Source organism: Ruegeria sp. AG6 (genome assembly GCF_056541565.1).
The window spans coordinates 303,130-316,580 of the sequence record NZ_JBQFYQ010000001.1; the positions used below are offsets into that span (position 1 = coordinate 303,130).

The window sequence follows — 13,451 nt, forward strand, 5'->3', positions numbered from 1 at the left end:
AATGGCGCTTGTTTGAATGCTATAGGCCCTCGCGACGCCTATAGTAGGCAAACTATGCAACGAGCCCGAAAAGGCCTGACCCATGAGTTCTGAAATCCGCTTGGCATTCGCACACCCGTCCGAACGGTCCGAAGCGACGTCTCCTCGGGGGCCGTTGGATCGTATCTCTTTGCGCGACCATATCGTCGAAGTCGAAATCGGTGCCTTCCAGGCCGAGCGGGGAACAACCCAGCGGATCTGTTTCAACATCGTGGTCGAAGTCCGGCCTCTGACAGACCCGATTGATGATGATGTGGACCGCATCCTGTCATATGACCGCGTAACGGAATCCATCGCCTATGAGCTGGCGGCCGAGCGCCTGAACCTGCTTGAGACATTGGCCGAACGCGTTGCGGAACGCATCCTGCTTGAACCTCAGGCTGTAAGGGTCTTTGTTCGCATCGAAAAACTGGATCGAGGCCCGGGTGCGTTGGGGGTTGAGATCGTGCGTGGAAAAGACTCGGTCCATCATGAGGTGGCCGAAGAAGAACGCCCGCATCCCCGCCTTGTCTTCCTGTCGAATGACGCCATCGCCTCGGAAAACCTGAAGGGTTGGATCGATCAGTTGGAGAACCGTCAGCGCCCGCTGATCCTGTGTGTCGGGGCGTCCGAACTGGCCGCTCCGCAAACGGGTCATGCGATGACGCAACGCCGAATTGACCTGTTGGCAATTGAACAGAATGCCTGGGTTCTGGCGGCACGGGACCATCGCTGTGTGGTGGTCTCAACGCGGACCGAATTGGATTGGGCGATGAAGAACGGCCAGATCTGTGTCTGGGCCCCATCCAAGATCGTATTGGACGCCGTTGACGGCCCGTCTGCCGCCCCGTCGGATGCCGTGGCGCTGGCTGCATGGTTCGCGGCGACCTTTGAAGCGAGCGAAATGATGGTGATCGGCGGCGCATTGCCGACGGAACCCAAAACGCCCTTGCGCGCTGTTGCGGTGGATCAGGCCCAGCTGTGAGAACCTATTTCAGACCACTGGTTCAGCATGGAGCGACCCGTCCGGCAGGCGCTGTGCCGCTGGCGGGCCAACCCCTTTGGTTCACTCATGCCGAGGCCCTGCGGCGCGGGTCAGAACCCGAAATCGTCGCGGCCTCGGACGTTCCGTCAGATTACCTGAGCCGTTTGATCCAACCGCGGGCTGACGTGGCGGGCCTTGATATGCAGGTGCCTCATATCATGGGGATTCTGAATGCCACGCCGGACAGTTTCTCGGATGGCGGTGTTCACAGCTCGGTAGATGCTGCTCGCGTGGCTGCGGTGAATATGGTGGCGCATGGTGCCACGATTCTGGATATCGGCGGAGAGTCCACCCGTCCGGGGGCGGATTTTGTCCCGGCCGGGGAAGAGATCGCGCGAACCCGCCCGTTGATCGAAGCGATCCGGTCGGAAACAGGCGCTTTGATTTCCATCGATACACGAAAGGTCGATGTCGCCAAGGCTGCCTGCGCGGCCGGGGCAGGGTTGGTCAACGATGTCTCGGGCTTCACCTTCGATCCGGCATTGGCACCGTTCTGTGCCGCGCAGAGAGTGCCTGTCTGTGTCATGCACATGCAGGGTGATCCGGCGACGATGCAGATCAATCCGCAATACGACAATGTATTGCTGGATGTTTACGATTTTCTCGAAGGCCAGATTGCGTTGCTGGAACGTCTTGGCCTGAGCCGCGATCAGGTCGTTGTGGATCCCGGGATCGGGTTTGGGAAGACCGAGGATCACAACCTGATCCTTCTGCGAAATCTCAGCCTGTTCCACGGCTTGGGCTGCCCGATCCTGTTGGGCGTGTCGCGCAAGGGCTTTATTGGCGCCATCGGAAAAGAGCCTTGCAAGACTGCCCGCGCGCCGGGATCAATCGCGGTGGCTCTGGCCGGATTGTCTCAGGGCGTGCAGATCATCCGCGTTCATGACGTGGCCGAGACCTCTCAGGCCTTGCGCCTATGGGCTGCTGTCCGGTAATCCGGTCGCACGGCAAATCACGGAGTAACACCTATGCGCAAGCTGTTCGGAACCGACGGGGTGCGGGGCACCGCCAACACGCATCCGATGACGGCAGAGATGGCGTTGCGCATCGGGGCCGCTGTAGGGCGGTATTTCCGACGCGACGCGACAGGGGTGCACCGGGTTGTCATCGGCAAGGATACGCGTTTGTCCGGCTATATGCTGGAAAACGCGCTGACGGCCGGTTTGACATCCACTGGAATGAACGTGCTGCTGCTGGGGCCCGTTCCGACGCCCGCCGTTGGCCTTATGACGCGGTCCATGAGGGCTGATCTGGGCGTCATGATCTCGGCCAGCCACAACCCTGCCGAAGACAACGGAATCAAGTTCTTTGGGCCGGACGGCTATAAACTGTCCGATCAGGCCGAGGTCGAGATCGAAAGGCTGATCGACGAAGGCGTCAGACCCGCCCAGGCGCAGAATATCGGCCGGGCGCGCCGGGTTGATGACGCACGGTTTCGCTATGGCGAACGTGTGAAGTCGTCGTTGCCGCGGAACGTCAGTCTGGATGGTTTGAAGGTGGTGATCGATTGTGCGAACGGCGCAGCCCACCGCACCGCGCCAGAAGTTCTGTGGGAGCTGGGCGCAGAAGTGATCCCCGTGGGAATCGCGCCCAACGGTAAGAATATCAATCTCAACTGCGGATCGACCAAGCCGCAACTGGCCGCAGAAACCGTTGTCGCGCATGGCGCCGACGTGGGCATTTGTCTGGACGGCGACGCGGACAGGGTGGTTGTGGTCGACGAAACCGGCCAGGTGGCTGACGGCGATCAGCTTATGGCTTTGCTGGCGACGGCATGGAAGAAATCGGGCCAGTTGAAAGGCGACGCCCTGGTCGCGACCGTCATGTCCAACCTGGGCTTGGAACGCCATCTGACAGCGCAGGGTTTGCGTCTGGAGCGAACGGCCGTCGGTGATCGCTACGTGGTCGAACGGATGCGTGAAGGTGGGTTCAACCTTGGTGGGGAACAGTCCGGCCATATCGTGATGAGCGATTATGCCACAACCGGTGATGGGTTGATGGCTGGGCTGCATTTCCTGGCGGAAATGGTTTTGTCGGGGCGCAAGGCATCTGATCTGTCCAAGCAGTTCGAAACCGTTCCGCAGTTGCTGAAGAATGTGCGCTATTCCAGCGATCAAACACCGTTGGAGGTTCAAAGTGTTCAGGCGGCCATCGCCGATGCCGAGGCGCGGCTGAACGGGCAGGGCCGTTTGTTGATCCGCAAATCCGGGACCGAGCCTCTGATCCGCGTGATGGCTGAATGCGAAGACGATGGGTTGCTGACCCAAGTTGTCGACAGCATCGTGGCAGAGGTCGAAGCCGCCACAAGCTAGTGCCCGAACAATACCTTTCGCAGGCTGAACCACTGGCTGATGGCCATGCCGGTCAGGATCAGCGCCAAAGCGATGTAAAAGCGCAGGGGCAGGGCCTCGGACAGGATCCATGCGCCGAACACCATCGACCAGATCGGCACCTGGTAATTCACCAATGTCAGGAAAACCGACCCGGCGCTGCGGGTGATCGAAACGCGCAAAAGGGTGGCAAACGCGGTTGGCAGCAATCCCAGAACGATCAGGGCGATTGTCGGGCGTGGGCCTTGCCAGGTCGGCAGCCCCTCGGTGACCAGCATTATGGGCAGAAGAAGCACGGCCCCGACAACCAGCGTCAGAGCAGCCAGTACCAAAGGGTCAACCGGCGGACAGCGTCGCGTCAGCACGGATGAACTTGCATAACACAACGCTGCCGTGATGCAGGCCAGTTGTGCGACGGGTTCTGCCCCCTGGCCCAATTGTGCAAGGCCGGGTCCGATCAAAACCAGGGCCCCGGAAAAGCCAAGGCACACCCCCATAAATCGGCGCAGGTTCAGTGGTTCATCCGAGAAGAAATGCGCAAGCGGCAGCACCATCAGCGGGATAGCAGCCATGGACAGCCCCGCAAAGGCAGATGGCACAAATTGCTGCCCCCAGCTCAGCAACATGAATGGCACGGCAGTGGACAGCACGCCAATAAGGACAATCGAAACACTCAGCGCCGGCGTCAGAACCGGCAGCTTGCGACCGGTCGCCCTCATCATCAGCAACAGGGTAACAGCGCCCAGCGTGGTTCGTGAGGTGGCAACGGTGATTGGGCCATACCCTTCAAGCGCCATGGCAACGACCATGAAGGTCGCGCCCCAGATCAGGCCCAGCGTGAAGACGCCGCTCCAGTCCTGTCTTGTCGGCTGTTGAACCATTGATTGTCCTGTCGGAACGCGCGGGTGCGCCAAAAAATTTAACCTGACCGGCTGTTTATGTGCCTTGCCGGACCTTTGTTCTAACGAAAAAGGCGGCCACGCGGGCCGCCCTATGAAAGGCTTCCGCCCTACTTAGTTCTTTTCTTTGTCAACCATCTTCCCGGCCGAAATCCACGGCATCATGCCGCGCAGCTTGGCGCCGGTTTCTTCGATCATATGCTCGTCATTGGCACGGCGCGCCGCTTTGATGGTCGGCTGGCCAACGGCGTTTTCCAGCATGAAGTCACGAACGAATTTACCCTGCTGGATGTCGTCCAGAACCGCTTTCATGCGCGCTTTGGTTTCGTCGTATTTCAGGATACGCGGCCCGGTGACGTACTGGCCGTATTCGGCGGTGTTCGAGATCGAATAATCCATGTTGGCGATGCCGCCTTCATAGATCAGGTCAACGATCAGCTTCACTTCGTGCAGGCACTCGAAATACGCCATTTCAGGGGCGTAACCGGCTTCGACCAGAGTTTCAAAGCCGCAGCGGATCAGTTCGACCAGACCACCGCACAGAACGGCCTGTTCGCCGAACAGGTCGGTTTCACATTCTTCACGGAAGTTGGTTTCGATGATGCCCGAGCGCCCGCCACCGATGGCCGAGCAGTAGGACAGGCCGATTTCCAGCGCCTTGCCGGTTGCATCGTTGTGGACAGCGACCAGGCAGGGCACGCCGCCGCCTTTGGTGTATTCGCCGCGCACGGTGTGGCCGGGGCCCTTGGGGGCCATCATGATGACGTCGACGCCTTCTTTCGGCTCGATCAGGCCGAAATGGACGTTCAGGCCGTGGGCAAAGGCGATGGCCGCGCCCGGCTTGATGTTGTCGTGGACATATTTTTTGTAGGTCTCGGCCTGAAGCTCGTCGGGCATGGTGAACATGATCACGTCACACCAGGCAGCCGCTTCGGCGATGCCCATCACTTGCAGACCTTCCGCTTCGGCTTTCTTGGCCGAGGGCGAGCCTTCGCGCAGGGCGATGACCAGGTTCTTTGCGCCTGAATCGCGCAGGTTCAGCGCGTGGGCGTGACCTTGCGAGCCATAGCCCAGGATAGCCACTTTCTTGTCTTTGATCAGGTTGATATCGCAATCGCGATCGTAATAGACGCGCATTTCGCCGGTCCTTTCTGGTTTGATTGCGGCGGTTGTATCTGCCTGTTCGCGCAATGGCGATAGGGTTGGGCTTGAGTATTTGCGAAAAAGATGAAGAATAATTCGTAATAGTTAGAGAAAGTGAAAAAATCATGCTTGATGATATTGATCGGCGCATTCTGCGCCACTTTCAAGCAGACCCGAGCCTGACAACAGCGGAACTAGCCGATCGTTGCCGGATCAGCGCGGGCGTCTGCTGGCGGCGAATCGAAAAGATGCAGACCGCAGGGATCATCGAAGGGCAGGAGGCCGTGATAGACTGGGCCGCGATGGGATATGCTGTCGAAGTTTCGCTTCGGATCACGCTCGACAAGACGCAGGCCCGAGCTTTCGACGATTTCACGCAGGCGGCGCGTGACGTGGCAGAGGTAATCGAAATCCAGACCTTTCTGGGTCGTGTCGATGTTCGTCTTTCCGTCATTGCAAGAGATATGAAGCATTATCAGCAGCTTTATCGCGACCGGATTCTGACCCTGCCTCATATTGCCGATATCGAGGCCCTTATGCACATCGCGCGGGTCAAGCGGGACGAGGTGCTGCCGGTATGATCGAACTGGATGAGATTGATCGCCGTCTTCTTCGCGCGCTGCAACAGGATGCCACGCAAAGTGCCGGAGCATTGGGGCGCCGGTTCGGGTTGTCCCAACCCGCCACGTGGCGCCGCATTCGTCGGCTGGAAGAGGCAGGAATAATCAAGGGCCGTCGGCTGCGTCTGAATGCCGAGGCGCTGGGGTTCGGTGTCACAGTCTTTCTGGGCATCAAGCTGGGGCGCAAGGGCCAAGTCAGTCTTGAAGATTTTGAGCGCGCTGTCAGTGCCGTGCCCGAGGTGCAGACAGTCGAACACGTGCTGGGGCTGTATGATTATCGACTGCGTGTCGTAGCCCGGGACTTGGCCGATTTCGAACGTGTTTTGCGGCGTCGGATCATGACTCTGCCGGGTGCAGGCGACGTCGAGGCCAACGTTCTGCTGAGCGAAGAACGTCTGCCCGGTCCCATCGGCTGAACAGAGTCAGTATTTCGTGCGGATGCAATAGCCCGGATGATGCGTCATGCGCGCAAAGGTAAGCGGCCTGTCTTCTTTCCAGGTGGTGCGCTCCATTTGAAGCATGGATGTTCCCGCCGTGGTGCCCATGAATTCTGCCAGTCGCGCATCTGCGGAAATGGCACAGAAAGCGACCTCGGCATCGGTGAAAGGTGCGGCCGTCAACAGCCATTCATGTGGCCCCTGTTCGAACAGGTCCGCGTCCTCCACGTCAGGTACGGCCTCGATGTTGATCCATCGTTCTTCCATCTGGAAGGGACGATTATCTGCATAGTGCATACAAATTACATGTAGAACACGCGCGTCCGGTGCCACGTTGATCTGCGAGGAAAGCCATCCTGGGCTGGTGACCACATTCCTTTCAACAAGCGCATAGCGATAGTTTGCATTCTGGTTTTCGACCACTTGCCGCGCCAGTGACAATTCAAGTTTGGCGTGTTTGCTGGGCTCTTTCTTGACACGTGTCCCGCTCTTGCGTTTGCGCTCGACAAAGCCCTGGTCGGCCAGTTCTCTCAAGGCTCTGTTCACAGTGGCCCGGGCGCAATTGAACTCCTCTGCCAGCTGGGTCTCCGTCGGCAAAAGCGATCCTTGTGGCCAGACACGGCTTTCAATGCGTCGTTTTACTTCGTCTCGAACGAACTGGAAGCTGATCCGCTTTTGTATCGTCACGGGTGAATCTATCCCTTCAAGTATAAAGTGTGCGCATCTGTTCAGAAGCAAGTAGAAGTGTAAAGGGGAAGTGACACTGGTTGGCGTCATTTTTCTGTTTTCAGGAAACTTAGTGAGAAAAATTAAGTGTTTGTTAAGCTTTACGTTGGGTCAAGTTTTGCAGCGAAAGGGCTTTACCCGCACTGACAAAGCGGACAAGACTTCGAAAACGCTTTGGAGAGGATGCGCCATGCCAGGCTTGCTGGAAACCGTTGACCCGGACGGGCTCGAAGAATTCTCGGTCGTATTTACCGACCGCTCGCTGAACCATATGTCGCAAAAGTTTCAGCAGGTGATGCGCGACATTTCGGATATGTTGAAGGGCGTGTACAACGCGGATGGCGTTGCCGTTATTCCCGGTGGTGGAACCTATGCCATGGAAGCGGTCGCCCGACAGTTTGCGCGCGGCGCAGATGTGCTTGTGGTTCGCAATGGATGGTTTTCGTACCGGTGGAGCCAGATCATTGAAAGCGGTTCTCTGACAAAGTCGACCACGGTCATGAAGGCGCGCGAGACTGGCAATTCCAGCCCATCGCCTTTTGCGCCTGCTCCAATCGAAGAGGTCGTCGCCGAGATTCGCGAACAAAAGCCCGGTGTTGTTTTTGCTCCGCATGTCGAAACGTCGGCGGGGGTCATTCTGCCGGATGATTATGTGACCGCGCTGGCAAGCGCGGCGCATGAAGTGGGTGCGCTGATGGTGTTGGATTGCATTGCGTCGGGTTGCGCCTGGGTGGACATGAAAGCCACCGGTGTCGATGTTCTGATCTCGGCGCCGCAGAAAGGGTGGAGCGCCTCGCCATGTGCCGGTCTGGTCATGTTGTCTGAACGCGGAGAGGCACGTCTGGAGCAGACCAGTTCCGACAGTTTCGCCCTTGATCTGAAGAAATGGCGGCAAATCATGCAAGCCTATGAAAACGGCGGCCACGCCTACCACGCCACGATGCCGACCGATGCGTTGCTGGCCTTCCGCGACACCATGGCAGAGACTCGTGAATACGGGTTCGAAAAGTTGCGTGCGGCGCAATGGGCGCTGGGTGACGGTGTGCGGTCGATGCTGAAGGACAAGGGTGTTGTTTCGGTTGCGGCCGACGGTTTCGGCGCGCCCGGAGTTGTGGTCAGCTATACCTCGGATCCCGAAATCCAGAACGGCAAGAAATTTGCGGCACTTGGTATGCAGATTGCCGCAGGTGTTCCGTTGCAATGTGATGAGCCCGAAGGGTTCAGCACGTTTCGGTTGGGTCTGTTCGGGCTCGACAAGCTGTACGACGTGGACGGCACCATCGCGCGTTTGAAACGGGTGCTGGATCAGGTTCTTTAAGCGGACCGGGCCTTAGCGAACGCCGAGGCCCATCTGCATCAAAGTCTTGCGCACGGGGGGCAGGGAATAGAGCGCGCTCAGCCCCATCGCCCGTGCATCCCGCAGCGGCCGCGTCTCGATCATCGAGGCGCGGTTCAGCAGATCAATGCCTTTGACGCGCATCTCGATCTCGGTGTGACGGGCCTTGTGATAGGCACCCAGCATCTGTTCGTCTCCCAGACCTTCGGGCCGGGCCTGTGCCAAATCCAGCAGGCAACGCAGGTCGCCCAGAGACATGTTCAATCCTTGTGCCCCGATGGGAGGCACCACATGCGCCGCCTCGGCCATCAGCGCAATGCGTTCACCGGCCAACCGTTCCGCCGATTGGCTGATGATCGGCCAGATCGTTCTGCGGGATGCCAATTTCAGCGGGCCGAACAAACCGCAGGACCGAGAGGTCATGGCGGCCTCGAATGCCTCGGGTTCCAGGTTCAGAAGTTCAACGGCCTTCGGGCCGCGCTCCATCCAGACGATGGCGGACGAGTGCTGCCCGTTCCAATCCGGCAGAGGCACCAGCGTGAACGGCCCCCCGGATCTGTGAATCTCAGTCGAGACATTCTCGTGTGGAATGGGGTGCGTCACCGCAAATGCCAACGCTTTTTGTCCATATCGAGTTGTGTGCACCTCGATGCCGGCCGCTTCGCGCATTGGCGAATTGCGACCATCGGCAGCAATCACAAGTCTGCACCGAACGCGGCGGCCATCGCTCAGGCCCACGCGGGCCTCGGCGGTTCGGGTGAACAGGCTGGTGGTCGCGGTGCCGGGGCGGAAATCGACATTCGGCAACTCGGCCAGTCGTGCCACCATTTCACGGCGCAACAGCCAGTTGGGCAGGTTCCAGCCGAAAGGTTGTTCGGAGATGTCGGCCGCGTTGAAGTCGCGAACGACGCGTGGCTCGGGCAAGTCGCCCCCGGCGTCAACGATCCGCATGACTTGCAACGGGGCTGCCTGTGCATCCAGTCTTGCCCACAGACCGCATTGTTCCAGCAGGCCGCGCGCAGGCTGCAAGAAAGCCGTTGTACGCAGGTCCGACCCGTCCACGTCCCGCTCGGTGATCGGAGGGCTCGGATCAACGCAGATCACTTCAAAACCTGCTGTTCCGAATACCGCCGCAGCGGTCAGACCGGCGATCCCGCCACCGGAAATCAGGATGTCACAGCTGTCGGACATGGCGCCTCTCATCATTCTGGGCAGAACCTAGTTCGGATCTGCCCCAAGTGCCAAGTGACATCCTGTCCCGTATTTCAGCCCCGTGAAATCAGGATGAGGATCAGAAACATCAGCGGCACCATCATAAGGGCAGGGATGTAGAGACCGGGAAGGCCGAACAACATGATGGAACAGCCCCACATGCTGAAAATCGCAGCGGCGGTGTAATACAAGTCTTCTGCCTTGGCGTTGACCGCGTCGCGCGCCAGCCATCCAAAGACGGGAATTGCAAAGAAAAGGCGCTGCCAAATCGGTAGGCGCAGCGGCATGTCAATCGCGCTCATCGGGGTCTCCATCTGTTCGTCGCTGCCGCGCATATAGGGGTGTGGAAGCGCGTGCAGAACGTGCAGATCGTCGCAGTGTGACAGCCTATCGCAGGCGCGACAGAAACGCGGTCAGATCGTCCGTGTGATGGTGGATGTGATCGGCTTCATGCGGCTCGGGGGAAACATGAACCGTACGCATTCCCATCTCGTGCGGGGCCGCGAGATTGCGTGGTTCATCTTCGAACATGGCCGCCGTTTCTGTCTGAAGGCCGTCCTGTTCAAAAATCGCTTCGAACGCAGCTTTTTCGGGCTTTGGTCGGTACCCTGCATGTTCAACACCGTATATCGCGTCGAACAGGCCTGTCAGGCCGCGTGCCTCGAGGACCCGTTCCGCGTAGGGCGCGCTGCCGTTGGTGTAGACGATCCGCCGGCCGGGAAGAGCGCGGATGTGATCGGCCAGTTCCGCATCCGGGTCCATGTGGCTCATGTCAACCTGATGTACCGCGTGCAGGTAGGGGTCGGGGTCCAGATCATGTTCGGCCATCAACCCGGCCAGCGTGGTCCCGTATTCCCGCCAGTAATGCGCGCGCAGCCGGTCGGCCTCGGCCCGGTCAACACCGATGGCTTGCACCACATAATCCGTCATCAGAACTTCTATCTGATCGAACAGCCGCATATGCGGTGGGTATAGGGTGTTGTCCAGATCGAACACCCATTGTGTGACATGACTAAACGAAGGTTTGACCATGGCTTGGGTTTAGGGCGCAGTCGGTCGGTTTTCAATGCTGTACTTGATCGCCGCCCCCTGTCACGGCTAGACATGTCCGAACGAGGAGACAAACGATCCCATGAGCCAGACCCGATCCCCGACCAAGGACGCCTACAGCCTTATCCTGGAAGCCATCGATGTGGGTGTCTACAAACCCGGTGATCGGTTGGTGGAAAGCGAACTGGCAGAGCGTTTCGGAGTGTCACGCACCCCGATCCGCGAAGCGTTGCAACGGTTGGAAACCCAGTCTTTGCTGGAACGGGACGGGCGGTCGTTGATCGTCGCATCCCTGGATCACAACCAGATGGCCGAGCTTTACATCGTGCGCCGGGAACTTGAAGGGCTGGCTGCGCGCCTTGCCGCAAAGCACGCCACTGAGGAAGAAATCAAGGTTCTTCAGGACATGGTCGTCGAAGATGACAAGTTGATCGATGACCCAACGGCTTTGTCGCGCGCCAACCGGCGGTTTCACGAACAGATTCATCTGGCGTCACACAATCGCTATCTGGTTCAGCAGCTTGATCTGGTTCACCGGACCATGGCTTTGATGGCGACCACTTCGCTGGCTGTTCAGGGGCGTGGCGAGATTGCGCAAAGTGAGCATAAGGGAATCGTCGAGGCCATCGCGGCCCGAGACGAAGAAGCCGCTGGGCAGGCGTTGAAGGAACATATTTCAATCGCCTTCATGACACGTCTGAAACAGGATGCCAGTCGTCGCGACAAGTGAACGTCAGGCCAGCGGAACGTCTTCGCTGGCCTGCCCGTGTTGGGTTTTGTCCCAAAAAAACGGATTTGTCGCCAGTTCCCACAGGGCTTTGTAACCGGCGACCACCCCCAGCGGGAAATACAGACACATCGTCGGGACCCACGGCAGCAAAAACCGACGTTCACGCGCGGATACAGCGATGATCCCGACGCATGTGTTCAGGGCCTCGGTTGCCAGAAACAGCCAGATCAGCGCCATTGTGATCTGCTGCGGCAGGATCTGCTCCATCGGATTGGGCATGCCCAGGGCGTACAACCAGAAAATCCATAGAACAGGGGCCAGCAGGAACTGACCCAGAGTGCCCAGAAAGAATGCCTGTAGGCCGATAAACTGGGCCGCACCCAAATCTGCATACAGTTTCCGCGGGTCCCGCATGTGCACAAGATAGGTGACCATGAACCCCTTGAGCCAGCGTGAGCGTTGCTTCACCCACGGCCAGGCACGGAAATTCGCCTCTTCGAAGGTGGCGGTGTCCACCATCTCGGTCCGGTAACCCGCCCGGCAAAGCCGCACGCCCAAATCGGCATCTTCGGTGACATTGTGGGCGTCCCAACCGCCCAGTTCCAACAGCTTTTCGCGGCGGAAAAAGAACGTCGTTCCCCCAAGCGGGACGACCAGCCCCATACGTGCGATGCCCGGTAGGATCACGCGAAACCAGCCGTTGTATTCGATGGTGAAACAGCGTGACCGCCAGTTCGTGCGAGGGTTGTAGTAGTCCAAAACACCTTGCAGGCAAACCACCTCGGGCGAAGCTTGAGTGAAATGCGCAACCACTCGTTCAATCTGATCTGGCTGTGGTGCGTCTTCGGCATCCCAAACGCCAACAATGTCACCACGGCAAAAATCCAGCGCGTAATTCATGGCGCGCGGTTTGGTGGTCAACCCGTTCAGTTCCGGGGCTTCAACAACACGCATCCAACTGGGCAGAGCCACTCGCGCAAGGGCGTCGCGCGTCACGTCATCGGTCGCCTCGAGCACGAGAATGACGTCCAGCAGCGCTTTGGGATAGGTCAGCCTTTGAAGCCGTTGCACCAGAGCACTCGCGATTTCTCGCTCCTTGTACAACGGCACCATGATGGACACGCAGGGGTGACGCAGCGCGATCGCCGCCTCTGTTGGCTGGGTCGGCTTTTTCATGCGGTCGCTGAGACAGGCCAGGGCGCCCATTATCCGAAAGGCTGCAAAAAGAACCAAACTACCTACGGCCGCGCCCAACAAAACCATCAATCCAAACGAAGGGAACAGGGCGAAAAGACACAGCACACCCAGCGTTGTTGCTGATGATACGAGCCGGGACCCGGCGGTCCAGTTGCGGCAGCTTTGTGCCGCGTTCACACGGGTTTCGGCCGCTTTTGCGAGCGTCCGCGCGAAGTGCTGTGCAATAACCCTGTCGATCTGATGAGAATCCGCAAGAACCGGCAGGATGGCACAGTCGCAATCCTGCATCTCGGCTGCCACGGTTGCAAAACGATCGGGCCGGGCAGTGGCGACCAAAACCAGAGGGCCGATGCGCATCCAAGGAATGACATTGTTCTCAAGCCAGAAATCTACCGGCTTCAGCTTACACAATCCGGGCATCGGTGGAATTTGTTCGAGGTCCGCGATCTGCCACCCGAACTGCGTCGACAGGGCCTTCAGAACGTCCTGCCTGGTGGCATACCCCTCGCCAACCAGAATCTCGCCAAGCGGCGCTTTCTGCCTGGTCTGCAAGCTCAACGCATGGTCCAGTTGCGAGCGCGTGATAACCTCGGTTTCCAGCAGGCAAGCGCCCAGCGGTTTGCGAAAACCGGGCGCAGGAATCGGGGTGGCGGTTGTAAAATTCTGAAGGTTAAGTTCAACCATAAAGAAACCCTGGCACAGTTACCT

General features: G+C 58.8%; 14 protein-coding genes. 7 read left to right on the forward strand and 7 right to left on the reverse strand.

Going from position 1 to position 13,451, the window contains the following annotated elements:
• Positions 1–82 precede the first annotated feature (82 nt).
• From ACR0I0_RS01500 to glmM, 3 genes are read left to right on the forward strand one after another with little or no spacing between them, the layout of a single operon-like run.
• On the forward strand, positions 83–1,003 hold the full coding sequence (locus tag ACR0I0_RS01500; RefSeq protein WP_170346604.1) for a dihydroneopterin aldolase: 921 nt from the start codon (positions 83–85) through the stop codon (positions 1,001–1,003).
• The gene (folP, locus tag ACR0I0_RS01505; protein WP_171633276.1) at positions 1,000–1,998 is read left to right on the forward strand and encodes a dihydropteroate synthase; all 999 of its coding nucleotides are present in this window, start codon (positions 1,000–1,002) and stop codon (positions 1,996–1,998) included. Before ACR0I0_RS01500 ends, folP begins: the two co-directional genes overlap by 4 nt.
• 33 nt (positions 1,999–2,031) lie before the next feature.
• Positions 2,032–3,375 (forward strand): phosphoglucosamine mutase, encoded by a 1,344-nt coding sequence (gene glmM, locus ACR0I0_RS01510; protein WP_171228515.1) that lies wholly within the window; start codon positions 2,032–2,034, stop codon positions 3,373–3,375.
• Here the strand turns inward: glmM and ACR0I0_RS01515 are convergent.
• Both ACR0I0_RS01515 and ilvC read right to left on the reverse strand, forming a co-directional pair.
• Positions 3,372–4,274: a DMT family transporter gene (locus ACR0I0_RS01515; protein ID WP_171633273.1), complete on the reverse strand. Its 903-nt coding sequence runs from the start codon at positions 4,272–4,274 to the stop codon at positions 3,372–3,374. The two genes, glmM and ACR0I0_RS01515, sit on opposite strands and share 4 nt — an antisense overlap.
• Before the next feature lie 132 nt (positions 4,275–4,406).
• Positions 4,407–5,429, reverse strand: a complete 1,023-nt coding sequence (ilvC, locus tag ACR0I0_RS01520) for a ketol-acid reductoisomerase (RefSeq protein ID WP_171633271.1) — start codon at positions 5,427–5,429, stop codon at positions 4,407–4,409.
• Between the two features lie 131 nt (positions 5,430–5,560).
• Between ilvC and ACR0I0_RS01525 the strand changes: the two genes are divergently transcribed.
• On the forward strand, positions 5,561–6,016 hold the full coding sequence (locus ACR0I0_RS01525) for an Lrp/AsnC family transcriptional regulator (RefSeq protein ID WP_480489914.1): 456 nt from the start codon (positions 5,561–5,563) through the stop codon (positions 6,014–6,016).
• On the forward strand, positions 6,013–6,471 hold the full coding sequence (locus tag ACR0I0_RS01530; RefSeq protein WP_152457626.1) for an Lrp/AsnC family transcriptional regulator: 459 nt from the start codon (positions 6,013–6,015) through the stop codon (positions 6,469–6,471). The genes ACR0I0_RS01525 and ACR0I0_RS01530 overlap by 4 nt, the downstream gene beginning before the upstream one ends.
• Positions 6,472–6,477: 6 nt before the next feature.
• On the opposite strand, the gene ACR0I0_RS01535 is transcribed toward ACR0I0_RS01530, so the two are convergent.
• Complete coding sequence (locus ACR0I0_RS01535) at positions 6,478–7,179, reverse strand: GntR family transcriptional regulator (RefSeq protein WP_348539507.1); 702 nt, start codon at positions 7,177–7,179, stop codon at positions 6,478–6,480.
• Positions 7,180–7,408: 229 nt separating this feature from the next.
• Here ACR0I0_RS01535 and ACR0I0_RS01540 point away from each other — a divergent pair, with 229 nt between their 5' ends.
• On the forward strand, positions 7,409–8,536 hold the full coding sequence (locus tag ACR0I0_RS01540; RefSeq protein WP_480489916.1) for an aminotransferase class V-fold PLP-dependent enzyme: 1,128 nt from the start codon (positions 7,409–7,411) through the stop codon (positions 8,534–8,536).
• 12 nt (positions 8,537–8,548) lie between these two features.
• Here ACR0I0_RS01540 and ACR0I0_RS01545 read toward each other — a convergent pair whose 3' ends face one another.
• The 3 genes from ACR0I0_RS01545 to ACR0I0_RS01555 form a co-directional block, all read right to left on the reverse strand.
• Entirely contained in the window at positions 8,549–9,745 is a 1,197-nt protein-coding gene (locus ACR0I0_RS01545) for a UbiH/UbiF family hydroxylase (protein ID WP_480489918.1), read from the reverse strand.
• Positions 9,746–9,819: 74 nt separating this feature from the next.
• On the reverse strand, positions 9,820–10,068 hold the full coding sequence (locus tag ACR0I0_RS01550; protein ID WP_171228521.1) for a hypothetical protein: 249 nt from the start codon (positions 10,066–10,068) through the stop codon (positions 9,820–9,822).
• A gap of 85 nt (positions 10,069–10,153) precedes the next feature.
• Positions 10,154–10,798, reverse strand: a complete 645-nt coding sequence (locus ACR0I0_RS01555; RefSeq protein WP_480489920.1) for a pyrimidine 5'-nucleotidase — start codon at positions 10,796–10,798, stop codon at positions 10,154–10,156.
• 100 nt (positions 10,799–10,898) lie between these two features.
• Here ACR0I0_RS01555 and ACR0I0_RS01560 point away from each other — a divergent pair, with 100 nt between their 5' ends.
• Complete coding sequence (locus ACR0I0_RS01560) at positions 10,899–11,546, forward strand: GntR family transcriptional regulator (RefSeq protein WP_171633258.1); 648 nt, start codon at positions 10,899–10,901, stop codon at positions 11,544–11,546.
• Positions 11,547–11,549: 3 nt separating this feature from the next.
• Here ACR0I0_RS01560 and ACR0I0_RS01565 read toward each other — a convergent pair whose 3' ends face one another.
• On the reverse strand, positions 11,550–13,427 hold the full coding sequence (locus ACR0I0_RS01565) for a glycosyltransferase (RefSeq protein WP_480489922.1): 1,878 nt from the start codon (positions 13,425–13,427) through the stop codon (positions 11,550–11,552).
• Positions 13,428–13,451 lie beyond the last annotated feature (24 nt).